Genomic DNA, 24131 nt, shown 5'->3' on the forward strand with positions numbered 1-24131 from the left:
GGGGGGCAATCACTTCTCTGCTGTGGCCAGTCGGGATCGGCGCATGCCGTATCCGAAGTACAGCACAAGGCCGACGGCCATCCACACGCCGAAGACGACCCAGGTCACGAACTGCAGGCTGCCCATCATCCACAGACACAGCGCGAAGCCGATCACCGGGAAGAGCGGGGAGAGCGGCACCCGGAAGGTCCGGGGCATGTCGGGCCGGGTCCGGCGCAGCATGATCACGGCGATGTTGACCAGCGCGAAGGCGAAGAGCGTGCCGATGCTGGTGGCGTCGGCGAGCTGGCCGAGCGGGATCGCGGCGGCGAGGACACCGCAGAAGAGCGAGACGATGACGGTGTTGGCGCGGGGCACTCCGGTCCGGGCGTGGACCGTGGAGAAGACCCTGGGCACCAGCCCGTCCCGGGACATCGCGAAGAGGATGCGGGTCTGCCCGTAGAGCACGGTCAGCACCACGGAGGCGATCGCGATCACCGCGCCGGCCGCCAGCAGCACGGCCCAGAAGCTCTGTCCGGTGACATCCTTCATGATCGAGGCGAGCGCGGCCTCGGAGCCGGAGAACTTCTTCCACGGCAGGGCGCCCACCGCCACGGCGGCCACCAGGCAGTACAGCGCGGTGACGATGATCAGCGAGAGCATGATCGCGCGGGGCAGGTCGCGCTGGGGGTTCTTGGCCTCCTCACCGGCCGTGGAGGCGGCGTCGAAGCCGATGTAGGAGAAGAAGAGAGTGGCGCCGGCGGCGCTGACGCCCGCCATGCCCAGCGGCATGAACGGGGTGTAGTTGCCGGCCCGGATGCCGGTGAAGGCGACGGCGCAGAAGAGGATCAGCGCCGCGATCTTCACCCCGACCATGATCGTGTTGGCGCGGGCGCTCTCCTTGGCGCCGCCCAGCAGGAACGCCATGGCCAGCAGCACCACGAGCAGCGCGGGCAGATTGAAGATCCCGCCGTCCCCGGGCGGGGCGGCCAGCGCGTCGGGAATGGTGATCCCGAGGGTGCCGTCGAGCAGTTCGTTGAGGTACTCGCCCCAGCCGACGGCCACGGCCGCCACCGAGACGCCGTACTCCAGGATCAGACACCAGCCGCAGACCCAGGCGATCAGCTCGCCCATGGTGGCGTAGGCGTACGAGTAGGAGGAGCCGGAGACCGGGATGGTGCCCGCCAGCTCGGCGTACGACAGCGCCGAGAACAGCGCGGTGAGCCCGGCCATGACGAACGACACGATGACCGCGGGGCCCGCGTCCGGCACCGCCTCGCCGAGCACCACGAAGATGCCGGTGCCCAGGGTGGCGCCGATGCTGATCATGGTGAGCTGCCAGACACCCATCGAGCGCCGGAGGCTTCCGCCCTCGCCCTGGCCGCCCTCGGCGACCAGCCGCTCCACCGGCTTGCGCCGCATCAGCCGGGCGCCCAGCCCGCCGACCGGAGGGTCTGGTTCCGGTTGCTGGGTGGCGGGCGGTGCTGCGCCGTGCTCCAACACTTGGGTGGCTCCTTAATCGCTGCCATCGGGTGGTGGCGACCGGCTGCGGACATACGGGTACCCGGGAAGGAAACCCGCAGGTGGGAATCGCCGAGCAGCCGGTCTCCGCCACTCCACGTCAGCGCAAGACCCTATGAGCCGTCCGCCGACGGCCGTAATGGACCATGGTTGCGCATACGTGTCGCAACGTTGCGCGCGGGGGCGCGCGACGGTGAATCGTTGCGAAACACTGAGCTTGTCAGCGCGCGTTTCACCCGAATGCCGCGATACTGCACCATTTTAGCGGTCGTTGGTGGGGACGTGACCACTGACAGTCTGCAACCACCCGATCACTCCCGCCTAGCTGCCGAACCGGTGTTCCGGCCTCGTGACCAGGGGGGTGACAGCGAGCGCTACCCGCTCGAATACTGCGCGAGAGTGTGGGAGGACTTCATCCGGACGCTGGGCCGGATCGAGGCGGACTTCCTCCAGCGCTCCGATACCACAGAACCGGGCGTCAAGGCATGACGTACACCGAGCCGAGGCCGGGCGGCTACGGGCCCCCTCCCACCGGCCACCGGCACGCCCCCGCGCCCCCTCCCGGGGACCGGTTCGAGGTGGCGGCCGATTATGAGATGAATCCTTTCCCCCTGCCCGACCCGGAGACCATCGAGAGCCGCTGGGACCTGGAGGGGGACCTGGCCCGGCTGCTCCAGACGTCCTCCGCCGAGGAGGCGGTGCACACCACCGGTCCCATCGGACCACCGGTCACCCCCCTGCGAGCCCCCTCCCCCGCGCATGTGCGGGGGCGCGGCAAGCGCCGCCGGGTCCGCTTCCGGCTGCCGACGATGCCGTGGCTGCATGTGATCAGCCTGATCTTCGCGGCGGTCACCACGGTCATCGTCGCCATGCTGAGCGTACTCGGCGGAATGATCTCCTACCGCCCGCTGCGCTATCTGGCCTCCCCGAGCACCTCGGAGTCCATGGCGGCGTGGTGGCCCCTGCTGGTCTACGGACCCTGGCTGGTCGCCTCGCTGTCGGTGCTGCGGGCCGCCCTGCACCGGCGGGGCGCGGCGCACTCCTGGGGCGTGGTGGTGCTCTTCTCCACCATCGCGGTGTTCCTGTGCGTCGCCCACGCCCCGAGGAACGCGCCCAGCATGGCCGTGGCCGGTCTTCCCCCGGTCGCCGCGCTGGTCTCGTTCCACCAGCTGGTGCGGCAGATCACCCTCACCAGCCCGCCACGCCACGCGCTGCCCCGCACCCGGGGTGAGCAGCGTGGAATGGCGAGATGAGACACCGTCACACCACAGCGCCACGGCCCCACTCACCCGAGCCGAGTGGGGCCGTGGCGCTGTTTCGGTCCCCCGAGGCGCCGGCTCAGTCCCAGGAGGCGTGGAGGGGCTGGCCCTCGGCGTAGCCCGCGGCGCTCTGGACGCCGACGACGGCCCGCTCGTGGAACTCCTCGAGCGACCCCGCGCCCGCGTAGGTGCAGGAGCTGCGCACGCCCGCGACGATCGAGTCGATCAGGTCCTCGACGCCCGGCCGGGCCGGGTCCAGGAACATGCGCGAGGTGGAGATGCCCTCCTCGAACAGCCCCTTGCGGGCCCGCTCGTAAGCCGACTCCTCGCTGGTGCGATTGCGCACCGCGCGCGCCGACGCCATGCCGAAGCTCTCCTTGTAGGGGCGGCCGTCGGCGGTGTGCTGGAGGTCGCCGGGTGACTCGTACGTCCCCGCGAACCAGGAGCCGATCATGACGTTGGACGCCCCGGCGGCCAGCGCCATGGCGACGTCGCGCGGGTGGCGGATACCGCCGTCCGCCCAGATGTGCTTGCCGAACTTCCGCGCCTCGGCGGCGCATTCCATCACCGCGGAGAACTGCGGCCGGCCCACGCCGGTCATCATGCGGGTGGTGCACATGGCCCCCGGCCCGACGCCGACCTTGACGATGTCGGCACCGGCCTCGATGAGATCGCGCACCCCCTCGGCGGCGACCACGTTGCCCGCCACCACCGGCACCCGCGGCCCCAGGGCCCGGACCGCCTTGAGCGTGCCGATCATCGACTCCTGGTGACCGTGGGCGGTGTCCACGACGAGGGTGTCCACCCCGGCGTCGAGGAGCGCCTTCGTACGCCCCTCCACATCGCCGTTGACCCCGACGGCGGCCGCGATCCGCAGCCGGCCGGCCGCGTCCACCGCGGGCGTGTAGAGCGTCGCGCGCAGCGCTCCCTTGCGGCTCAGGATGCCCGCCAGCTTTCCGTCCGCGTCCACGGCGGGCGCCAGTTTGCGGTGGGCGGCGTCGAGGCGACTGAACGCCTCCTGGGGGTCGATGCCGGCGTCGAGCACCATCAGCTCCCGCGACATCACCTCGGACAACTGGGTGAAGCGGTCCACCCCGGTCAGGTCGGACTCGGTCACCACACCCACCGGACGCCCGTCCTCGACGACCACGCCCGCGCCGTGTGCCCGCTTGGGCAGCAGTGACAGCGCGTCGGCGACGGTGCCGGTCGGGGCGAGGACGATCGGGGTGTCCAGCACCAGATGGCGGCTCTTGACCCACCGGACCACGTCGGTGACGACGTCGATCGGGATGTCCTGCGGAATGACGACGAGGCCACCGCGCCGGGCGACCGTCTCGGCCATGCGGCGGCCGGCGATCGCGGTCATGTTGGCGACGACGAGCGGGATGGTGGTGCCGGTGCCGTCGGGGGCCGACAGGTCCACTCCCTGGCGGGAGCCGACCGCGGAGCGGCTCGGCACCATGAACACATCGTCGTACGTCAGGTCGTAGGGAGCCGGGGAAGATTCCACACGGCGCCCCGTACCGGGCTCGAGGAAACGCATGAGTCTCACATTTTCACGCGAAACGACGCAGGTCACTCCCACAGCGGCACAACAAAAGACCCCCGCGTTCATAGAGTCCTCCAAAGAGGCGCTGCGGGGGCTGCTCCGGTGCCGGCAGGCAACCTGCCTTACGTCGAAACGTTACCCGAGCGCCCGCGCGAGGGCGAGTGACCGATGGCCCGCGGCCGCCGCCGGGCCATGATCGCCAACGCCTGGACGGCGTTTCGGGCTCTTTGGTGCCGTTGTCCGCCGGTTTCTGGGAGAAGTGCCAGAACGCGCCGTCCGAGCTGCCGAAACCGCAGGTGGATCGCGTACACAGGGTCTGGGCGCCCGTCATGGGCGTCCGGTACGCGAATCCGCGAACGGGAGCCGCGCGTGCCGACCTGGTGAGGTGTGCCCGAGCGGCACTGGGTGCGAACGGCTGCCGTCGCCCCTCCAACGAAGGAGTTGACCATGTCTGTTGCCGTACCGGCCGAGTCGGTCAAGGAGACGTCGGAGTTCGACCTGGACGTGCGTGTCCGGCTCGACGAGCCGACGGCCGTGAAGGGCGCCTCCTATCCCACGGTGTCCATCCTCGCGTGCACCGTCGTCCCGCCGACCTGTGGCTAGTAAGTAGTACCGGACGGGGTCCGGGCCGGTGCCCGGACCCCGTGCGGCCCGCCGACCGCGGAATGCCCGGCGGTGCCGAGCGTGAACGGGAGAGACGACACCATGTCCGGAGACCACGCGATGTTCCACGCGGAGCCCACCGGGATGCTCCGTGTCCCGCTCCTCCCCCACTCGGCCACCGGGACCCGCGCACACATCGACCCGCGCGACCGCGAACAGGTCCGCCGGTACATCGACGCGCTCCTCTCCGACGGACGGGTCGAGGAGGCCCTCGCCGTCTCCAGCCCCTCACTGCACCGGGCCGTGGAGGCGCTGCGCACCGGCGCGCCGATGAAGGCCGGCGCCCTGCGCAAGCTCACGCTCTCGGCGACGCGCTACGTCCTGCGGGGCGCCAGCCGCGCCACCCCCTTCGGGCTCCTGGCGGGCGTCGCCCCGGTGTCCTTCGGCGAGGGCTGCCGGGTCCGGCTGGGCACCCGGCACCGCAAGGCGGCGCGCCCGGACGGCGGCTGGCTTTCCGGCGTCCTCACCGCCTGGGAGGGCGACCTCGAGGTGCTGCGGGCGCTGCGCATCGTGGCGAACGACCTGGGCTTCGCCCGCGGGCAGCGCTGGGTGCTCCCCTGCGGCTACGACGCGAAGGACCCCGCCGACCCCGATGAGCCGGCCGCCGGCGAACGGCGGCGCGAGGGGCGGAGCGCCCAGGAGATCTCCGTACGCCACACGGCGGCCGTGCAGACCATCCTCGCCGCCACCCGGCGCCCCTGCCCGGCCGGGGACCTGCTGAAGGTCCTCGACGAGGCGTACCCGAACGTCCCCGCGTCCGCCAAGGAGGGGCTTCTCGTCGAGCTCGTCCGCCAGGGCTTCCTCCTCACCGAGCTGCGCCCCCCGCTCGGCGAGACCGACCCGTTGCGGTACGCGGTGGAGGTGCTCAAGGCCGTGGGCCGGGCCGGCAAGGCACGCGAACTGGCCGCCATCGGCGACCTGCTGGCGGAGTACGGCGCGGAAAACCTCGGCGCGGGGCTCGGCCGCTGGCAGACGGCCCTGGACGCGATGGGCGGCCTGCGCTCCGATGACCGGCCGATCCAGGTCGACATGCGGCTGGACGCCGAAGTCGCCCTGGACCGGGAGGTGTTACGGGAGGCGGAGCGCGCGGCCACGGCGCTGTGTCTGGCCGCCCCCGACACGGTGCCGACGCCGGAGCTGCGGGAGTACCGTGACGCGTTCGTCGAACGCTATGGCACCGACCGGGCCGTGCCGCTCGCCGACGTGCTCGACCCGCAGACCGGCCTGGGCCCGCCCGCCGGCTACGACCATCCCAGAAGCGAGCGGCGCACGGCGGAACGAGGTGAGCGAAGCGAACGCGACCGGGCCCGGGAGGAGTTCCTGGCCGAGCTGGCCCTCACGGCGATCGCGTCGGGTGACCGCGAGGTGGTGCTCGACGACGCGGCGCTCGACCGGCTGCGCGGCTCCGGGGCACCGCCCCCGGCCGCGATGGAGCTCTGCGCCCATCTGACCGCCCCCTCGCGGCGGTCCCTCGAAGCGGGCGACTTCGCGCTCGTGCTCTCCCCGGCGACGGGATCGCCGGCACCGGGCGCGCTCTTGGGCCGGTTCGCCTATCTCCTCGACGACGTGGCGGCGGTGGGCGAGTTGGCGCGCCGCTCCGCCGACGGTTCGGCCCGGGACGGCGCGCTCCAGGCGCACCTGGACTTCCTGCCCCTGAGCGGGCGCGACGCCAATGTGGCCCGCGTTCGGCCGTTCTGGACCGAGCGGGTCGCGGTGGGCTGCTTCGCGGACCGCGCCTCGCCCGCCGTGCGGGGAATGGGCGATCTGGCGCTGGCCGCCGACCTGGACCGGCTGTATCTCGTGGACGCCTCGACCGGGCAGGAGATCAACCCCCGGGTTCCGACCATGCTCGACCCGCGGCGTGCCCCCGCGGCGGTCCGGCTGCTGCGCGAGGTGCCGGCGATGGGGAGCTGGCCCTTGTGCGTGTGGACATGGGGGCCCCTGTCCACACTTCCCCACCTGCCCCGCGTCCGGTTCGGCAGGACGGTCCTCGCCCCCGCCCGATGGCGGCTGACCGACCCCGGCCTGTTCGACTCCGCCCTCTCCGACGCGGAGTGGGAGCGCCACCTGGACGGCTGGCGGGCGCGCTGGAACGTGCCCGACCGGGTCGCCGTCGGCGGGGGCGACCACCGAGTGGAGATCGATCTGACCGCCCCGCTCCACCGTATGGTGCTGCGCCGCGAGCTCCGCCGGGGCAAGGACGTGACGGCGTACGAGACTCCCGAGGACGCGGGGGCGGGCGGCGGCTGGCTCGCCACCGACGCGGGGGCGTTCAGCAGTGAGCTGGTGATTCCGCTGCTGCCCGCCCGCCCGGCGCCCGGCGATCCCCCGGCCGTCCGGGCTCCGGCGCGGCGGATCCGCCCGGTCGGTCCGCCCGTCCCGCGGCACAGCCGCGCCTGGCTCTACGGCAAGCTCTACACCTACGCGGGCCGCCAGGACGAGGTGCTGACCGAGCAGCTGCCCCGGCTGCTGGCGGCCCTGCCGCCCGCGGTGGACCGCTGGTTCTTCATCCGCTACGCCGATCCGGCCGGCTCCCATCTGCGGCTGCGGTTCCACGGCGACCCCGCCACGCTCCACGGCGAGCTGCTGCCGGGTGTCCTGGACTGGGTGGAGCAGCTGCGCGACCTGCGCCTGGCCGGGGCGTTCGTCATCGACGGCTATGAACCCGAAACCCACCGCTACGGTGGCCACGAGGCCATCGAGGCCGCCGAGACGGTCTTCCACCACGACAGCGTGGCCGCCCTCGAACAGCTCCGCCTGCGGGCGGCCGGCGCGGTCACCGTCGAGCCGCGGGTGCTCGCCGCCGCCAACTACCTCGACCTCGCCCGCCAGGTCCACGGCGACCGGTGGACCGACTGGTGGCTGCGGAACCCGCGGGACGAGGAGCACCACGCCTACTTCCGGGAAGGGCGCGCGGCGGCACTGCGCCTGCTGGACGGCGGACTCCGGGCCGCGTTCCCCGCCGAAGGCGCCGCCGCCGTGCTCGCAGCCCTCGACGCCAGGGCGGCCGCCATGCGTGCCTATGCCTCCGCCGCCGCCGACGGACCGGTGCTGGCGAGCGTGTTGCATATGCACCACAACCGGCTCATCGGCACCTCACACACCTCCGAGGCCCGTTCGCTGGCGGTGGCGCGCGGCCTCGCCCAGGCCGAACACGGACGGCGGAGGCACCTCGGATGACGGCGGCACCAGCCGGACGGTGGGACGCCGGGACCGTGGCGGCCGAGATCGCCGCCCGCGTCCGCGACCACGCCACCGGGGACTTCGCCGCTGCCGGGCTCGGCATGGGCGCCTCGGGGGCGGCACTGTTGCTCAGTGAGCTGAGCAGGGGTGACCCGGGCCTGCGCACGACCGTCCACGCCCTGCTGGCGGCGGAGGCCGGGTTCGCCGGTGCCAAGGGTTCCGGGCTGATCACGGGGCTGGCCGGGCTCGGCTTCGCCGCCAAGCACGCCGCCCGCTCGCCCCGGGACTACGCCACCGTGCGGGGCCGGGTGGACGCGGCCCTGCGGCATCGTCTCGGAAAGGTCCTCGACGCCGAGTACGGCCGGATGGAATCCGGTGCCCCCGGGGCGGACCGGGGCGACTTCGACGTCGTCTCCGGTGTGACCGGCCTCGGCCGGTACTTCCTCGCCGAGCCGTCCGACCCCGAAGCGGTCCACGACGTGCTGCGGTATCTCGTCGCCCTCACCGAGCCCGGCAAGGCCGGGGCCGGGCCGCTGCCCGGCTGGTTCAGCCCCCCGTGGCCCGCCGCGGTGGACCCGCGGCGGCGGGAGTGGGTGCTCGACCTGGGCCTCGCCCACGGCATCGCCGGGCCGCTCGCGCTGCTGTCCCTGTGCTGGACGCGCGGACTGCGCGTCCCCGGCCACGACATGGCCGTCCGCCGTATCGCCCGGTGGCTGATGAGCTGGCGCCAGGAGGACCCGGACGCGGGCCCCGGATGGCCCGGTACGGTCTCCGCCGACCAGGAGTCGGCCCCCACCCGGCCGGCCCTGGAGCCGGGGCGCGCGAGCTGGTGCTACGGCGCTCCGGGAATCGCCCGCGCGCTCCACCTCGCCGGAGTCGCGCTGGGCGAGGACGCCTGGGTGCACGCCGCGGCGGAGGCGATGAGGGCGGTCTTCGCCCGCCCCGGCGGACTGCGGGGGCTGGACGACCCCGGACTGTGCCACGGCCTCGCCGGGCTGGCCCGGATCACCGGGCGGATGGCCGACGAGCTCGACGATCCGTCGCTGTCCGCGCGGGCGGACGAGATCGCCGAGCGGCTGTGCGCCCGCTTCGACCCCGGCGCGGCCTTCGGCTTTCCCACCGCGCCGGTGCCATCGCACCGGCCGGAGCCGCTGGACGCGCCGACGTTCCTGGAGGGCGCGGCGGGCGTCGCCCTCGTCCTGCTCGGCCGGAGCACGCCGCCCGCCGGAACCGCCGAGGGTGATGTGCCATGGGACGCCGCCCTGCTTCTGGTGTGATCCGGCGGGTCGCGGTCAGGAAAACGCGAAGAGTTCCTTGTCCGTCTCCACTCGATCTTCGTCGATTTCGATTCCGAATCCCGGGCGGGTGGGCAGCGGGATCGCCCCGCCCTTCGGGGCGGGAGGTTCGACTTCGAAGTAGTGCTTTTCGGGAGTGAAGCGGTAGAGGTACTCGACAGACGGACAGAGCTGTGGCGATTGGCTTGCCACGATATGCAGCGCGGCGTGAATACCGTGCCCGTGCGGAAAGACCTGAACGCCGAACGGCTCGGCCATGGCGCACATGCGCACCACTTCGGTCACCCCACCGCACCATTCCGGATCGACTTGCACCACGCTCAGCAGCCCCTTCCGCAGGAAGGGCAGGAGATCGTACCGGTCGTACAGGTGCTCACCGGCCGCCAATGGAATAGTGGTCGAGGAACGGAGTTGCTCGAACGACGGGACCGCCGCCGCCGGGAACGGCTCCTCCAGCCAGTCCGGCCGGAGGTGCTCCACCCGGGCGCACCAGGCCCGGGCATAGGGCAGGTCCCAGCTCATAAAGGCATCGAACATCAGGGCGGATCGAAAGCCGACGGCCGCCCGGGTGCGTTCGACCAGCGCGATATTGCGTTCCATTCCTTCGGGGCCCTGCGCGGGCCCCTCGCCGAAGAACCACTTCTGGGCGGTGTAGCCCTCGTCGAGCAGTTCCTCCGCCGTGCGCTCGACTTCGCCCTCGGAATGAAACGTGCCGTGGGTGCTGGCGTAGGCCGGGATCCGCGTGCGACCGGCCCCGCCGAGCAGCTGCCAGACGGGAACGCCGGTCAAACGGCCCCGCAGATCCCACAGCGCGTTGTCCACGGCGCTCATCGCCATCTTGCGGGTTCCGTGGCGTGAGTGCCGGTCGGTGCGCTGCAGCACATCCCAGATATAGCCGTTCGCCATCGGGTTCAGGCCGAGCAATCCGCTCGCCATGCCCTCTGCCAACGGGGCGACCACATCGTGGTCGAGCGGCCCGTACCGGCCGGTCACACCGGCCGTGGTCGCGATCTCGAGGTACCTGGCGGTCCTGCGATGCGGATCGGACAGCAGCACCTGGCCCGCGGATCCGGTGTGGAACGCCGGGTAGATGCTGAGCGGACGAGATTGCGGCGGGGCCGCGCGATGCGGCGAACCGGCCGCGAGCACGGCGCTGACCTCCCTCATCCGTACCGATGAAATCCGCGCGTCGATCATGGGATTGCCTCCGATGCCGGTGTCCATGTGCATGGGTGTGTGTGCCGAGTCCCGGTCACGGCACGAGCCATCCGAGGATCGGGGTCGACTGCAGGTAGACGAGCAGACAGAGCGCGGGCACGAGCACCGCGGACGCGACGAGGACCCGCCGGAGGATTTCGCCCTCGCGCCCCGCCAGACCGACGGCCGCCGCTCCGATGGCCAGGTTCTGCGGGCTCATCATCTTCCCCAGGACCCCGCCGGCGGTGTTGGCGGCCGCGGCGAGGGTCGGCGACATCCCGGTCCCCTGCGCGGCGCTGACCTGCAGCGCGCCGAACAGCGAGTTCGACGACGTATCCGAGCCGGTGACGGCGGTGCCGAACCAGCCGAGCAACGGTGACAGGACGACGAAGAAGCTTCCCGCGGTGGCCAGGAACAGGCCGAGTGTCGCGGTCTGCCCGGACAGGTTCATCACATAGGCCAATGCCAGCACCGCCATGACGGTGCCCGCGGCCTCGCGCAGCTGCGACAGGGTCTGGCCGTAGGCCCGCAGCGCCGAGCGGGTGCTGATCCGCAGCATCATCGCGATGACGACGCCCGCGATGAGCAGCACCGTCCCGGGGGTGGCGAGCCAGTCGAACTTGTAGGTCGCGAGCGCCACCGGCTCGCCCTGTGGTGTCCGTACCGCGAGTCCGGGCCATTCGAACGTCACCGTCGCGGCCTTCAGCACGCCCTTGACGCTCGGGATCACGGACAGGGTGAACAACACGATGATCACCAGGTAGGGCGCGAAGGCGCGGAAGACGTCGACGCGGGACGGCGAGACGCGGGACGGAGCGGTGAGAACGCCGGTCGCGCCGCCGCCAGTTGGCGCCGGGGCTCCACCACCGGGCGCCTCGGCGTCGACTCGGGCCGAGTGGTCCGAGCGGCGCGGTTGCCAGAACCGCGTCAACAGCAGAACGGATCCGGCCGAGGTCAATGCGGCGACTATGTCCACGAGTTGGATCGGGCCGAAGGTCGCGACCGCGTACTGCGGGACGGCGAACGACACACCGGCCACCGCCGCCGCGGGCCACACCTCGCGCACACCCCGGGCGCCGTCGAGCACCACCAGCAGCAACAACGGGACGAAGAGCGCGAGCACCGGAACGAGGTGGGCGGTGGCCTGGCTCAGCGTGTCCGTCGGAATCCCGGTGACCTGACCGAGCGTAATGATCGGCAGCCCGACACCGCCCCACGCCACCGGCACGGTGTTCGCGATCATCGACACCGTCACCGCACGCATGGCCGACAGCCCGAGCGCCACCAACATCACCGAGCAGATCGCCACCGGCGCCCCGAAACCGGCCAGCGCCTCGAGCAGCGCTCCGAAGGAGAACGCGATGATCAGACCCTGGATCCGGCGGTCGTCGCTGACCCGTGAGAACGCCTCGCGCAACCGGTCGAAATCCCCGCTGTCGCGGGTCATCCGGTAGACCCAGATCGCGTTGGCCACGATCCACATGACAGGGAACAGCCCGAAGACGGCCCCCTCCGCCACGCCGGACACCGTGGTGGCGAACGGCATCCCGTACACACCGATCGCCACGGCGGTCGCGACGAGCAACCCGGTGACGGAGGCGATCCACGCCCGGACCCGGAACACGCCCAGAAGCAGGAACAGCAGCAGGAGAGGGATGGCGGCGATCAGGGCCGACCACCCTAGGGATCCGCCCAGAGGGGCGGTGGGCTGGTGATACATGACGGACCTCCGGCAGCGTTGGTGGAGGAGGAACTGGAGTAATCGGTAGGGGCGTTCGGGGCCCGAGCCAGCAGGCGGACCTCACGGCGCATGAGCCGACGGCCGCGCCCGGCGAGCCGTTCGTCGCGACAAATTCCGCTTGTATGGCGTCTTATATTTAAGACGCCGTCTGTTATGTAAGTCGGATTGTGTACGCGGAGGTGAATCACGTCAAGACAGATGACGTTGTTCTTGAGCGCGCCCAGGAGGCGCCGTGTCAGTAGGTTCCGTGCACCACGTTCGGCGGTTCCTCGCCTCGCACGAAGTAGCGCAGCTGCTCCGCCGCGACGTCGTAGGCCCGGGGCATCGTCAGCGGCACACTGGCGGCCACATGCGGGGTGAGCAGCAGACCTGGCACCTTCCACAGGGGGTGCCCCTCGGGCAGCGGCTCCGGGTCGGTGACGTCGATCGCGGCCCGCAGCCGCTCGGAGTCCAGCTCGGCGACCAGCGCGTCGGTGTCACAGACCGGGCCGCGCGCCCCGTTGACCAGCACCGCGCCGTCCGGCATCGCGGCCAGGAACTCCGCGTCGGCCATGCCGCGGGTCTCCTCGGTGAGCGGGACGACCAGCACCGTGGCATCGTGCTCGGGCAGCAGGGCCGGCAGCTCGTCCATTCCGTGCACGCCGTCCCGGGCGCGCCGGCCGACCAGCGTGGTGCTCACCTCGAACCCCGCCAGCCGGCGGACCGTGTTCTCCGCCACGTCACCGGCCCCTACGATGAGGATCTTCTTCCCGGCCAGCTCTTCGGTCCGGTGGTAGTCCCAGCGCCCCTCGTCCTGGGCCCGGCCGAACCGCGGCAGGTGCCGGTACACCGCGAGCAGCGCCGACACCACCCACTCCGCGGTGGCGCCGCCGTGAGCGCCCCGGCAGTCCGAGAGCGCGACCCCCTCGGGCAGCCGGCCGATCCAGGCCTCGGCCCCGGCGGTGAGGAGCTGCACCAGCTCCAGATCCGGCATTCCGTCGGTGAGCGCGGTGATTCCCGGGGTCATCAGAAACGGGGCCACCAGCACCCGCGCCGTGCGCGCCTCGGCGGGCAGCGCGGACCGGGGATCGTAGACGACCGGGCGCAGGCCGGGCACTTCGGCGAGGACCGAGGCGCAGTCGGCGTGGGGTACGAGGACCACGGCAGGATCACTGATAGGCGTTCGCGCGGGTCCGAGCCCCGCCAGGTACGTGGACATGGCGCGGAGGCCGAACTCCCAGGGCGGCAGATCCTCCGTGGGCGCGGTCGTGTTCATGAGCGTGCCGAGGTGCGGGCTGCTGATGGTGACCCGGTCGCCGGGCCGATGAGTGAACCCCATGCCCTCCTCCCCCCGGTCCTGGGTGGGAGCGAAGAGCGTTCCGGTGAAGAGGGCGAAACCGTCCGGATACTGGTGGTGGACCCCGTACGTCGCGCCGACGAGCTCCTCGAATGTCCGGCTGATGCGGGAGAGACTGTTGTGGCCCGCCAGGCGGAAGCCGTCTCGTCCGGCTATCCGGAGGGTGATCTCCTCGTCGCGGAGGACGTCCAGGGTGAAGTCGTCGTCGAGAAGACGGATGAACGGGCCGACGGCGCAGGAGGCGTTGTTGTCCTTGGCCATGCCCAGCAGGAGTGCGCTGCGGCCTTCGACATCGCGCAGGTTCACGTCATTGCCGAGCGTCGCTCCCTTGACGCGCCCGCCGGAGTCGACGACGAGTACCAGCTCCGGCTCCGGATTGTTCCATTCGGAGAAGGACGGGATGCCGATGGCGCTGCCGTGGCCGACGGACGACAGGACGGGGGCCTTGGTGAACACCTCCGGATAGCGGCCCAGGCCTACCTCGAGATACTGCGACCACATGCCCTGTGCGGTCAGCACCTCGATCGCCCGGAGCGCCTCCGGGGACCCCGGCGCCGCCGCGATGCTTCCGCCGAGAGCCTCCATGACCAGGCCGCGGACGGCCGAGGCGCGGCTGAAGTCGCCGCGGCAGCGCTCCTCGATGACCCGCTCGATCAGGCTCTCGGCGAAGGTGATGCCGCATGCCTTGATCACCTGTAGGTCGATGGGCGCGAGCAGCCGCGGGACGTCCGGGTCCGCACCCGCCGACGAGGCGGCGACGTCCTTCAGGGACCAGCGGACCGGTGCCGCGGCCCGCGCGACGGTACGCGCGGGTGCGGCATGCTCCACGAGCCCGGCGACGGTCGGGAACTCGTCGGTGAGGTCCAGGAGTTGGCCCTCGCGGACGGTCACGACCCGGGGGCCTCCCGTCTCGGGGTCCCAGACCCGTCCGACGAGAACGGAACGCGTGGAGTCCGCGGGCAGCAACTGAGCCGTCGCGGCGTCCATCACTTCTCCGTTCCGGGGGTGGTGACGCTGGTGCGTATGACGTTCATGGCTGCTCCTTCACGGGCCTGCCGCCGGCCGTCCGCGGCGCGTTCACTATGGAGCTCGCCGGGCACCCCGCCACGATGTGTTCCGGTCACCGGAACAGGAGGCTGGTGCGGCGATCGCGGGGCTGATCCGGCGATCGCGCGCAACGATTACGGCCCGGCCGCCCCACCGAAGCGGGGGCGGCCGGGCCGTATGAGGTTCCGGACTGTCTCAGTCCGTGGGGCGCGGGTTTCGTCGCGGGGTGCCGCCGCGCTTCACCAGCCGGGCCCGCGCCTGCCCACGTTGCGCGACAGGCCCAGCGCCGTGGCCCGCAGTGTGGGCCAGACCCGCCCCGCGTCGATCTTCGCCGGATGCCCGGCGACCGAGATCGCTCCGACCACCACGCCGCTCGAGTTCCGGACCGGGGCGGCTACGCACGCGACCCCGACAACAGCCTCCTCGCGCTCCTCCGCGAAGCCGCACGCCCGCACGCGCTCGATTTCCGCGCGGAGGGCGACCAGGTCGCGCACTGAGCGTGAGGTCTGCCCGACCAGGCCGCCCGATACCAGGGCATCGAGTCGGCCAGGGAGGCCATGGGCGAGGATGGCCTTGCCGAGTGCCGTGCAGTGCATCGGCAGCCGGCCGCCCACGCGTGGGGGCCGCCGAGGCTCGTCGAGGGCATTGATCTTTTGTATGTAGACCACGTCGGGCCCCTCCGGCACCGCGAGATTCACGGTGGCATGCGTCGCCTCGGAGAGGCAGGCGAGGAACGGCGCCGCGGCGTCGCACAGCGAGCGCTGGACGGAGACGAGCTGGCCCCACTCGAACATCCGCATGCCAAGGCGGTACCCCCGGCGGGTCCGCTCGAGAACCTTCCACTCGCCCAACTCGCCGAGCAACCGGTGCAAGGTGGTCTTGGGGATACCGGTCCGCCGGTGGAGTTCCGCGAGGCTCAGCGATTCATCACCGGGCTCGTAGGCGTTCAGAAGCGCCACGGCCTTCCCGAGAACCGAATTCGGCACGGCTGTCATGGTCGGGCCCCCCGGGGGTTTCGATCTCATCCAGCAGGTGGGCAGGGTGCTGACATTAACCCTGCTCACGGGCCCGCTCAAGCCCTCGGCCCTAGGCGGCGAAACCGCCGTCCACCAGGATGGAGTTGCCGGTGACATGGCGGCCGCCGGGGCCGGCCAGGTAGGCCACCATGCCGGCCACGTCCCGTGCGTGCCCGTAATGGCCGACGGCGATGAATCCGCGGAGGAAGTCGGCGGCGGGTCCCTCGGCCGGGTTCATGTCGGTGTCCGTCGGGCCGGGATCCACCACGACCGCGGTGATTCCGCGCGGGCCCAGATCCCGGGCCAGCCCCTTGGTGAGGCCCTTCAACGCCGACTTGCTCATCGCGTACAGGGTCATTCCCGGGCCGGGCAGCCGTTCGGTCAGGCAGCTGCCGATGTTGATGATCCGGCCTCCGTCGGTCATGTGCCGGGACGCGGTCTGTGACGCGGTGAACACCGTTCGGACGTGGGTGTTCAGGGTGTGGTCGAGTTCCTCCGGCGTCACCTCGTCCAGGGGCCCGGACGGGAACACCCCCGCGTTGTTGACCAGGATGTCGAAGCCGCCGAACTCGGCCGCGGTCGTCTCGATCGCCGCCCGCACCGCCTCGGAGTCCGCGTTGTCCGCCTGGATGGCCAGGGCGCGTCCGCCGTTCGCCCGTATCTCCTTGGCGAGGCCATGCGCTTGGTCCGCCGCGCTGCGATAGGTCAGGCCGACCGCCGCTCCCGCGCCGGCCAGCGTCCGGGCGATCTCCGCCCCGATGCCACGGCTGCCACCGGTCACCAGCGCCACCTTGCCAGACAGGTCACTCACGTGTGCTCCCTCATTTCTGTGTCGATCGACACAGAAATCTAGCAGCCCGCTAGGACCTGTCAACAAGGTTTGTTTTACAATCGACACAGAAATGAGGGGAGCGCTCATGGGGCAGCGGGGCAGACCGCGCGGCTTCGACCGGGACACCGCACTGCGCACGGCGATGGAAGTCTTCTGGAAGTACGGCTACGACGGTGCCTCGATGACCCGCCTCACCACCGCGATGGGCATCGCCTCACCCAGCCTGTACGCCTGCTTCGGCAGCAAGGAGGGCCTGTTCCGAGAGGCCGTGGAGCTGTACGGGTCCACCGTCGGCGCCCCGGCGCAACGTGCCCTGGAAGAGGCGCCGACGGCCTACGAGGGCATCCGCGCGCTGCTGCGCGCCAACATCGTCACCTTCGCCGACCCCGAGCGTCCGCCCGGCTGCATGGTCGTCCTCGCGGCCGCGGCCGGCAGCGCACGGAACGAAGAGGTCAGCGCCTTCGTGACCGAGCGCCGACAGGCCGTGCGCGAGCTTTTCCGGCAACGGCTCGAGCGGGGCGTCGCGGCGGGCGACGTCCCCGCCACCGCGGACCTCGGGACCCTCGCGTCCCTGTACACCACGGTGCTCCACGGGCTGGCTGTCCAAGCCCGCGACGGCGCCACCACCGAGGAACTACAGGCGATCATCGAATCGGCGATGCTCGGCGCCCCAAGAGCCGACCCGTGACCCCCGGGGGCTTACGCCCACCCGGGGGCTTAGGGCCCGTCCGGGGAATTACGGCCCACCCGGGGGGCTTACGGCCCGTCCGGGTCGGCGCGGTCGAGGGCGGGGTGGGCGGCGGGGGTGGTCCCGGCGAGCAGGTAGTCCGCGGCGGCGGTGTCCGTCACCAGGCTGGTGACCAGGCCGGACCTCAGCACCGCCCCGATCGCCTCGGCCTTACGGCGGCCACCGGCGATGGCCACCACCTCGGGGATCCGGCGCAGCCGGTCGGCCTCCACGGTGATGCAGCGCTCGCCCAGGTCGCGGCCGATGCGGCGGCCCTCGGCGTCGAAGAGGTGGGCCGACATCTCGGCGGCGGCGCCCAGGCTCTCGTAGTGGGCCCGCTCCTCCTTCGTCAGCATGTCGTAGACCGTGGAGATCCCGGCCTCCCAGGAGCCGATGGAGACGCAGGCCACGGTGACCTTGTCGAAGTACTCGAAGGCGCGGGCGATACCGGTCTGGCCGCGCAGGGCGTCCGCGGTGGCCGTGTCCGGCAGCAGCATCGGCGCGTAGATGGGATGCGCCTCACCGCCGGAGACGGCGGCGGCGCGGCGCACCGCCTCCACCGAGCCGCGCTCGGCCGTGCCCGCGTCGTACACGCCCGTGAGCTGGACGACGGTGCACGGGGGCAGCCGGTGCAGCGCGGCCGCCATGTGGATCGTGGACCGTCCCCAGGCCAGCCCCAGCACATCCCCCTCGGTCACCAGCTCGCCCAGCAGGTCCGCGGCGACCTCGCCGAGGTTCTCCGGGTCCGGGGTGTCCGCCTCGGCGTCGGCCGGGGACTCCACGACGACCGCGTGGCGCAGCCCGTAGCGGGCGCGCAAGGCGTCGGAGCGCTCCGCGTCGAGTTCGGCGGGAACCCGGATTTCGATGCGCACCAGATCGCGCTCGAGCGCCGTCTCCAGCACCCGCGCGACCTTGAAGCGGCTGACGCCGAACTCCTCGGCGATCTGGATCTTGGACTTGCCCTCGAGGTAGAAGCGGCGCGCCATGGCGGCCGCCTGCACCAGTTCGGCGGGTCCCATCCGCGTGGCTGAACGGCCCGTCGACACCGCGGTCTCCTCACTATTCACTGTCCGGACTCACCGTTCATCCTGTCAGAAACGGCGGAGTTGGTTTGGCCTTCACCCTTGAGTTCATCGACCGGTAGCTACGTCGCCTCATGAACCGGGGGTGCCGGTCGCCTTTTCGGCGAGGTGGCGCAGCGCCCGTACGGCCTTGGCCGGGTCGTCGGCGCCGTAGACGGCCGAGCCCGCGACGAACACATCGGCGCCCGCCTCGGCGCACCGCTCGATCGTCTCGGCCGAGACCCCGCCATCCACCTGCAACCACATCTCAAGGCCGTGCTTCTCGATGAGCTGCCGGGTGCGGCGGATCTTCGGCAGCATGATGTCGAGGAACGCCTGGCCGCCGAAGCCGGGCTCCACGGTCATCACCAGCAGCATGTCCAGCTCGGGCAGCAGATCCTCGTACGGCTCGATGGGCGTGGCGGGCTTGAGCGCCATCGAGGCCCGCGCGCCCTTGGCCCGGATCTCGCGCGCCAGCCGCACCGGCGCGGCCGCGGCCTCCACATGGAAGGTGACGGAGCCGGCGCCCGCCTCGATGTACTGCGGCGCCCAGCGGTCCGGGTCCTCGATCATGAGATGGCAGTCCAGCGGGGTCTCCGTGGCCTTGCCCAGCGATTCGACCACCGGCACGCCGAGGGTGAGGTTGGGGACGAAGTGGTTGTCCATGACGTCGACGTGGAGCCAGTCGGCGCCTTCGACCGCCTTCGCCTCATCCGCCAGGCGGGCGAAGTCTGCGGACAGGATGCTGGGATTGATCTGCTGGGCCATGGCTCCAAGCCTCCCACGATCGGCGCCGGTCCATGGAGCCGGGATGTGATCACCGGATCCCGCTCGGATCGACGGACGCCGATGGAGCCAGGATCATGAAGATGTCGGACAGAAACCTTGGCCATCGGGCGCAACCAGGCAACCCACCATGACGAGCGATCGGATACCCCGGCACCCCCGCACCGCGGTGTGCGCGGCGCTCACAGCGGCCGTCGTCGCGGCGCCGGTCGCCGGGGCCGGGCCCGCCTCCGCCGCCTCCGTCGCCTCCGCCGCGGCGGCCACGGCACCGCGGCCGGTCTGCGTCTCGCACCAGTCCGGACTGGCCGGAAAGATGTCCAAGGACATCGCCGGCGCGCTGCGCGGCCGGTCCGGCACCGTCGCGATCAGCCTCCGCGACCACACCACCCACACCCGCTGCACCCTGCGCGCGAACCAGGGGTTCGACTCCGCGAGCGTGGTGAAGGTGACGGTCCTGGGGACGCTGCTGTGGGACGCGCAGCGGCACCACCGGGGGCTGACCAAGCGCGAGAAGACCCTCGCCAAGGCCATGATCACCAAGTCGGACAACGCCTCGACCAGCAAGCTGTGGAAGCAGCTCAAGCCCTCCGGGGTCAAGGCGTTCGTGCGGGCGGCCGGCATGGACGCGACCGTGCCCGGCAAGGACGGCTACTGGGGCCTCACCCGGATCACCGCGAACGACCAGGAGCGGCTCCTGGACCTGATCACCCACCCCAATACGGTGCTGAGCGACGGCTCCCGCGCATGCGTCCTCTCCCTCATGGGCAAGGTCATCCCCGAACAGCGCTGGGGCACCCCGGCCGGCGCCCCGGGCGGTACCCGGATCCATGTGAAGAACGGCTGGCTGGAGCGGTCCACGCACGGCTGGCGGGTGCACAGCATCGGCGCCTTCACCGGCGGCGGCCACGACTACACGCTCACCGTGCTCACCCAGGGCAACCGCACCATGGAGGCGGGGGTGGCCACCATCGAGGCGGTGGCGCGCGCGGTGCACAGGGACCTCACCCCCACCGCCTACGCCGTTACGCGCTACGCCCCGACCGACCGGCCCGAGGAAGCGCTTCCGGCGGTCCCGAAGGACTGACCCGGCAGGACCGGCCCGGCAGAAGTGACCCGGTAGCGCTGGCCTGGCAGGAGTGACCCGGCAGGACCGGCCCAGCAGGACTGAACCGGCAGGACCGGCCCCGGAAATGAGCGCGGTCAGCCGGTGCGGCGCAGCAGGGCCAGATACATGGCGTCCGTGCCGTGCCGGTGCGGCCACAGCTGGATGTCGGGGCCGTCGCCCAGCTCGGGCACCCCGGGCAGCAGCGGACGGGCGTCGATCCACTCCGCGGAGACGGCCGCGCCGCCCCGCCCCTTGAGGACGTCCTCGACCACGGCCCGGGTCTCGGCCGGATGCGGGGAACAGGTGGCGTAGCCGACCACCCCGCCGATCCGCGCCGCGGCCAGCGCCTCCCGCAGCAGCCCGCGCTGGAGCGGGGCGAAGCCCTCGAGGTCCTCGGGGCGGCGCCGCCAGCGCGCCTCGGGGCGGCGGCGCAGGGCGCCCAGGCCGGTGCAGGGGACGTCCACCAGCACCCGGTCGAAGGACTCCGGGCGCCACGGCGGCCGGGTGCCGTCCGCGGCGATCACCTGGTACGGCCCGGGGTTGCCCGCCAGGGCCCCGGCCACCAGCCGGGCCCGGTGCGGCTGCTTCTCGGCGGCCAGCAGCGAGGCACCGCGCTCCGCGGCGAGCGCGGCGAGCAGCGCGGCCTTGCCGCCGGGGCCCGCGCAGCCGTCCAGCCAGCGCCGGTCGTCCCCCTCCAGCGGGGCGTTCGCCAGCGCGAGGGCCACCAGCTGGCTGCCCTCGTCCTGCACTCCGGCCCGCCCGTCGCGCACCGCCTCCAGCGCACCGGGCTCGCCGCCCTCGGTGAGCCGTACCGCGTACGGCGACCAGCGGCCCGGCACCGCGGTCTGCTCGCCGACCGCGTCCAGCAGTTCCCCGGGCGTGGACCGGCCGGGCCGGGCGACGAGGGTGACCTCGGGCCGTTCGTTGTCGGCGGCCAGCAGCTCCTCCATACCGGCGCTGCCGCCGCCGAGCGCGTCCCACAGCGCGGAGACGACCCAGCGCGGATGCGAGTGGCGGACGCCCAGATGCTCCTCGGGGTCCTCGTCGTACGGCGGGGCGACCCGCTCCAGCCAGCCGTCGAGATCATGCGTGGCGATCTTGCGCAGCACGGCGTTGACGAACTTGGCCCGGCCGTCGCCGAGCACCACCCGGGCCAGTTCGACGCTCGCCGAGACGGCGGCGTGGGTAGGGATACGGGTCCCGAGCAACTGGTGGGCGCCGAGGCTCAGTACATCGAGCACGGGCGGATCCACCTCGCGCAGCGGGCGGTCCACGCATTCGGCGATGACCGCGTCGTAGGTGCCCTGGTGGCGCAGGGTGCCGTAGACCAGCTCGGTGGCGAGCGCCGCGTCCCGGGAGTCGAACCGCGGCCCGCTGCCGGCCTCCGCGCTCTCCCGCGCCTTGCGCAGCAGGGGCGGGAGAACGAGGTTGGCGTACGCGTCCCGTTCGTCGACCGCCCGCAGCGCCTCGAAGGCGAGGATCCGCACGGGGTCCTTCTGCGGGCGGCGGTAGGGCTTGCCAGGCCGGTTCGGGGCGTGGGGACGGCGACGACGGGGCTGGTCGGTCACGGGAAATGTGCTCCGGGGGACGGATCGGGCTGAAGGGACCAGCCTACGTCGCCGGGGCGTCGGCGGTGGTGGGGCCGCCGTCCAGGGCCGCTCCGTCCACGATGGTCCCGTCCGCGGTCGTTCCGTCCGCGATCATTCTGTCCACGGTCGTTCCGTCCGCGGTCGTGGGGGCGACGGCCGTGGGGGCGACGGCCGTGGGGGCGACGGCCGCGCCGGACCCGCTCGCTCCGTCCAGGGCGGATCCGTCGCCCACCGTCGCCGGCTGTTCGAACTGGGTGCGGTACAGCTCCTCGTAGCGGCCCCCGGCGGCCAGCAGCGCGGTGTGCGTACCGCGCTCCACGATCCGCCCGTCCTCCACGACCAGAATGAGATCCGCCGCCCGGACCGTGGACAGCCGGTGGGCGATCACCACCGCGGTGCGCCCGTCCAGCGCCTCGCCGAGCGCCTCCTGGACATCCGCCTCCGAGGTGGAGTCCAGATGCGCGGTGGCCTCGTCGAGGATCACCACCCGGGGCCGGGCCAGCAGCAGCCGGGCGATGGTCAGCCGCTGGCGCTCACCGCCGGAGAGCCGGTAGCCGCGCTCGCCCACGACGGTGTCAAGACCGTCCGGCAGGGCCGCGATCAGCCCCTCAAGACGGGCCCGGCGCAGCACCTCCCACAGCTCCTCGTCGGTGGCCTCCGGCCGGGCCAGCAGCAGATTGGCGCGGATCGAGTCATGGAAGAGATGGCCGTCCTGGGTGACCATGCCGAGGGTGGCGCGGATCGAGTCGGCCGTCAGCTCGCGGACGTCCACCCCGGCGAGCCGTACGGCGCCGTGGTCGGTGTCGTAGAGCCTCGGCAGCAGCTGCGCGATGGTCGACTTCCCGGCGCCGGAGGAGCCCACCAGCGCGACCATCTGGCCCGGTTCGGCGCGGAAGGACAGCTGGTGCAGGACCGGGACGCCACCGCGGGTGTCCAGGGTGGCGACCTCCTCCAGGGAGGCGAGGGAGACCTTGTCCGCGGCCGGGTAGCCGAAGCCGACGCGGTCGAACTCGACGGACACCGGCCCCTCCGGGACCTCCCGGGCGTCCGGCTTCTCCTTGATCAGCGGCTCGAGGTCGAGCACCTCGAAGACCCGCTCGAAGCTGACGAGCGCGCTCATCACCTCGACCCGCGCCCCGGCCAGCGCGGTCAGCGGCGCGTACAGCCGGGTGAGGAGCAGCGCGAGGGCGACGACGGCGCCGGGGTCGAGCCGCCCGTGCAGCGCGAACCAGCCGCCGAGGCCGTAGACCAGGGCGAGGGCCAGGGCGGAGACGAGGGTCAGGGCGGTCACGAAGGAGACCTGCACCATCGCGGTCCGCACCCCGATGTCCCGCACCCGCCGGGTCCGCGCGGCGAACTCGGCGGACTCGTCGGCCGGCCGCCCGAACAGCTTGACCAGGGTCGCCCCGGGCGCGGAGAAGCGCTCGGTCATCTGGGTGCTCATCGCGGCGTTGTGCGCGGCCGCCTCGCGCCGCAGCTTCGCCAGCCGTCCGCCCACCCGGCGCGCGGGCAGCAGGAAGACGGGCAGGAGCAGCAGCGTCAGCAGGGTGATCTGCCAGGAGATCCCGATCATGACGACAAAGGTGAGCAGCAGCGTGACCACATTGCCGACCACCCCGGAGAGGGTGTCGCTGAACGCCCGCTGCGCGCCGATGACGTCGTTGTTGAGCCTGCTGACCAGCGCGCCGGTGCGGGTCCGGGTGAAGAACGCCACCGGCATCCGCTGGACGTGGTCGAAGACGGCGGTGCGCAGATCGAGGATCAGCCCCTCGCCGATGTTCGCCGACAGCCAGCGGGTCACCAGCCCGAGCGCCGCCTCGGCCACGGCGATCGCGGCGATGAGCCCGGCCAGCCGGAGCACCGTGCCCTGTTCCGAACGGTGGACGATCGCGTCCACCACCCGGCCCGCCAGCAGCGGCGTCGCCACCGCGAGCACCGCCGTGACCGTGCTCAGCACCAGGAACAGCAGCAGCTGACGGCGGTGCGGACGGGCAAAGGCACCGATGCGGCGCAGCGTCTCGCGGGAGAAGGGCCGCCGGTCGTCTTGGGCATTGGCCGTCTGATACAGGGAATGCCAGGCGGTCGATTGCATGTCCATCACGCACCTCCGAGGTCTCGTGAGGAACGTAAGACTTCAACCTAGGTTGAAGTCAACTTCCGCCTGCCCGGCGCGTCCGTAGCGCGGCTGGTCGTGGCATGGCTGGTCGTGGCGCGGCTGATCGTGGCACGGCGCCCTGCTCAGGCT

At 72.0% G+C, this 24131-nt stretch carries 18 protein-coding genes; 7 read left to right on the forward strand and 11 right to left on the reverse strand.

Annotation, left to right across the window (positions count from 1 at the left end; genetic code table 11):
* Positions 1-9: 9 nt before the first annotated feature.
* Complete coding sequence (locus JK364_RS30190; protein WP_201854520.1) at positions 10-1482, reverse strand: amino acid permease; 1473 nt, start codon at positions 1480-1482, stop codon at positions 10-12.
* A 300-nt stretch (positions 1483-1782) separates the two neighbouring features.
* On the opposite strand from JK364_RS30190, the gene JK364_RS30195 reads away from it, so the two are divergent.
* On the forward strand, positions 1783-1989 hold the full coding sequence (locus tag JK364_RS30195; protein WP_201854521.1) for a hypothetical protein: 207 nt from the start codon (positions 1783-1785) through the stop codon (positions 1987-1989).
* Positions 1986-2753 (forward strand): DUF2637 domain-containing protein, encoded by a 768-nt coding sequence (locus JK364_RS30200; RefSeq protein ID WP_201854522.1) that lies wholly within the window; start codon positions 1986-1988, stop codon positions 2751-2753. The genes JK364_RS30195 and JK364_RS30200 overlap by 4 nt, the downstream gene beginning before the upstream one ends.
* 85 nt (positions 2754-2838) lie before the next feature.
* Here JK364_RS30200 and JK364_RS30205 read toward each other — a convergent pair whose 3' ends face one another.
* On the reverse strand, positions 2839-4302 hold the full coding sequence (locus JK364_RS30205; RefSeq protein ID WP_201854523.1) for a GuaB1 family IMP dehydrogenase-related protein: 1464 nt from the start codon (positions 4300-4302) through the stop codon (positions 2839-2841).
* A gap of 453 nt (positions 4303-4755) precedes the next feature.
* Between JK364_RS30205 and JK364_RS30210 the strand changes: the two genes are divergently transcribed.
* From JK364_RS30210 to JK364_RS30220, 3 genes are all read left to right on the forward strand, one after another.
* Positions 4756-4911, forward strand: a complete 156-nt coding sequence (locus tag JK364_RS30210; protein WP_201854524.1) for a hypothetical protein — start codon at positions 4756-4758, stop codon at positions 4909-4911.
* 102 nt (positions 4912-5013) lie between these two features.
* Positions 5014-8151: a lantibiotic dehydratase gene (locus tag JK364_RS30215; protein ID WP_201854525.1), complete on the forward strand. Its 3138-nt coding sequence runs from the start codon at positions 5014-5016 to the stop codon at positions 8149-8151.
* Positions 8148-9431: a lanthionine synthetase C family protein gene (locus JK364_RS30220; protein WP_201854526.1), complete on the forward strand. Its 1284-nt coding sequence runs from the start codon at positions 8148-8150 to the stop codon at positions 9429-9431. The genes JK364_RS30215 and JK364_RS30220 overlap by 4 nt, the downstream gene beginning before the upstream one ends.
* A 15-nt stretch (positions 9432-9446) precedes the next feature.
* Here JK364_RS30220 and JK364_RS30225 read toward each other — a convergent pair whose 3' ends face one another.
* From JK364_RS30225 to JK364_RS30245, 5 genes are all read right to left on the reverse strand, one after another.
* Positions 9447-10673, reverse strand: a complete 1227-nt coding sequence (locus JK364_RS30225) for an enolase C-terminal domain-like protein (protein ID WP_201854527.1) — start codon at positions 10671-10673, stop codon at positions 9447-9449.
* Positions 10674-10701: 28 nt separating this feature from the next.
* On the reverse strand, positions 10702-12366 hold the full coding sequence (locus JK364_RS30230; protein WP_201854528.1) for an L-lactate permease: 1665 nt from the start codon (positions 12364-12366) through the stop codon (positions 10702-10704).
* Positions 12367-12622: 256 nt separating this feature from the next.
* Positions 12623-14710 (reverse strand): NAD(P)-dependent oxidoreductase, encoded by a 2088-nt coding sequence (locus JK364_RS57650; RefSeq protein WP_201854529.1) that lies wholly within the window; start codon positions 14708-14710, stop codon positions 12623-12625.
* A gap of 299 nt (positions 14711-15009) precedes the next feature.
* Positions 15010-15756 (reverse strand): IclR family transcriptional regulator, encoded by a 747-nt coding sequence (locus JK364_RS30240; protein ID WP_201854530.1) that lies wholly within the window; start codon positions 15754-15756, stop codon positions 15010-15012.
* 100 nt (positions 15757-15856) lie between these two features.
* On the reverse strand, positions 15857-16597 hold the full coding sequence (locus JK364_RS30245) for an SDR family NAD(P)-dependent oxidoreductase (protein ID WP_201854531.1): 741 nt from the start codon (positions 16595-16597) through the stop codon (positions 15857-15859).
* Positions 16598-16688: 91 nt separating this feature from the next.
* Here JK364_RS30245 and JK364_RS30250 point away from each other — a divergent pair, with 91 nt between their 5' ends.
* Positions 16689-17306 (forward strand): TetR/AcrR family transcriptional regulator, encoded by a 618-nt coding sequence (locus JK364_RS30250; protein WP_230992727.1) that lies wholly within the window; start codon positions 16689-16691, stop codon positions 17304-17306.
* 68 nt (positions 17307-17374) lie between these two features.
* Here the strand turns inward: JK364_RS30250 and JK364_RS30255 are convergent, their stop codons facing one another.
* Positions 17375-18364 (reverse strand): sugar-binding transcriptional regulator, encoded by a 990-nt coding sequence (locus JK364_RS30255; RefSeq protein WP_201854533.1) that lies wholly within the window; start codon positions 18362-18364, stop codon positions 17375-17377.
* Positions 18365-18499: 135 nt separating this feature from the next.
* Positions 18500-19174, reverse strand: a complete 675-nt coding sequence (gene rpe / locus JK364_RS30260; protein WP_201854534.1) for a ribulose-phosphate 3-epimerase — start codon at positions 19172-19174, stop codon at positions 18500-18502.
* 148 nt (positions 19175-19322) lie between these two features.
* Here rpe and JK364_RS30265 point away from each other — a divergent pair, with 148 nt between their 5' ends.
* On the forward strand, positions 19323-20276 hold the full coding sequence (locus tag JK364_RS30265; RefSeq protein WP_201854535.1) for a serine hydrolase: 954 nt from the start codon (positions 19323-19325) through the stop codon (positions 20274-20276).
* Between the two features lie 116 nt (positions 20277-20392).
* Here JK364_RS30265 and JK364_RS30270 read toward each other — a convergent pair whose 3' ends face one another.
* Positions 20393-21865 (reverse strand): RsmB/NOP family class I SAM-dependent RNA methyltransferase, encoded by a 1473-nt coding sequence (locus tag JK364_RS30270; protein WP_201854536.1) that lies wholly within the window; start codon positions 21863-21865, stop codon positions 20393-20395.
* Positions 21866-21908: 43 nt separating this feature from the next.
* Positions 21909-23984 (reverse strand): ABC transporter ATP-binding protein, encoded by a 2076-nt coding sequence (locus JK364_RS30275; protein ID WP_201854537.1) that lies wholly within the window; start codon positions 23982-23984, stop codon positions 21909-21911.
* Between the last annotated feature and the right edge of the window lie 147 nt (positions 23985-24131).

This window comes from Streptomyces endocoffeicus (genome assembly GCF_016741935.1).
In the GTDB taxonomy this organism is placed as follows: domain Bacteria; phylum Actinomycetota; class Actinomycetes; order Streptomycetales; family Streptomycetaceae; genus Streptomyces; species Streptomyces endocoffeicus.

Coding starts and splice junctions, on each gene's coding strand:
- JK364_RS30200 (WP_201854522.1), top strand. CDS start 1,986: ATGACGTACACCGAGCCGAGGCCGGGCGGCTACGGGCCCCCTCCCACC.
- JK364_RS30205 (WP_201854523.1), bottom strand. CDS start 4,302: ATGCGTTTCCTCGAGCCCGGTACGGGGCGCCGTGTGGAATCTTCCCCG.
- JK364_RS30210 (WP_201854524.1), top strand. CDS start 4,756: ATGTCTGTTGCCGTACCGGCCGAGTCGGTCAAGGAGACGTCGGAGTTC.
- JK364_RS30215 (WP_201854525.1), top strand. CDS start 5,014: ATGTCCGGAGACCACGCGATGTTCCACGCGGAGCCCACCGGGATGCTC.
- JK364_RS30220 (WP_201854526.1), top strand. CDS start 8,148: ATGACGGCGGCACCAGCCGGACGGTGGGACGCCGGGACCGTGGCGGCC.
- JK364_RS30225 (WP_201854527.1), bottom strand. CDS start 10,673: ATGGACACCGGCATCGGAGGCAATCCCATGATCGACGCGCGGATTTCA.
- JK364_RS30230 (WP_201854528.1), bottom strand. CDS start 12,366: ATGTATCACCAGCCCACCGCCCCTCTGGGCGGATCCCTAGGGTGGTCG.
- JK364_RS57650 (WP_201854529.1), bottom strand. CDS start 14,710: ATGGACGCCGCGACGGCTCAGTTGCTGCCCGCGGACTCCACGCGTTCC.
- JK364_RS30250 (WP_230992727.1), top strand. CDS start 16,689: ATGAGGGGAGCGCTCATGGGGCAGCGGGGCAGACCGCGCGGCTTCGAC.
- JK364_RS30255 (WP_201854533.1), bottom strand. CDS start 18,364: ATGGGACCCGCCGAACTGGTGCAGGCGGCCGCCATGGCGCGCCGCTTC.
- rpe (WP_201854534.1), bottom strand. CDS start 19,174: ATGGCCCAGCAGATCAATCCCAGCATCCTGTCCGCAGACTTCGCCCGC.
- JK364_RS30265 (WP_201854535.1), top strand. CDS start 19,323: ATGACGAGCGATCGGATACCCCGGCACCCCCGCACCGCGGTGTGCGCG.
- JK364_RS30275 (WP_201854537.1), bottom strand. CDS start 23,984: ATGGACATGCAATCGACCGCCTGGCATTCCCTGTATCAGACGGCCAAT.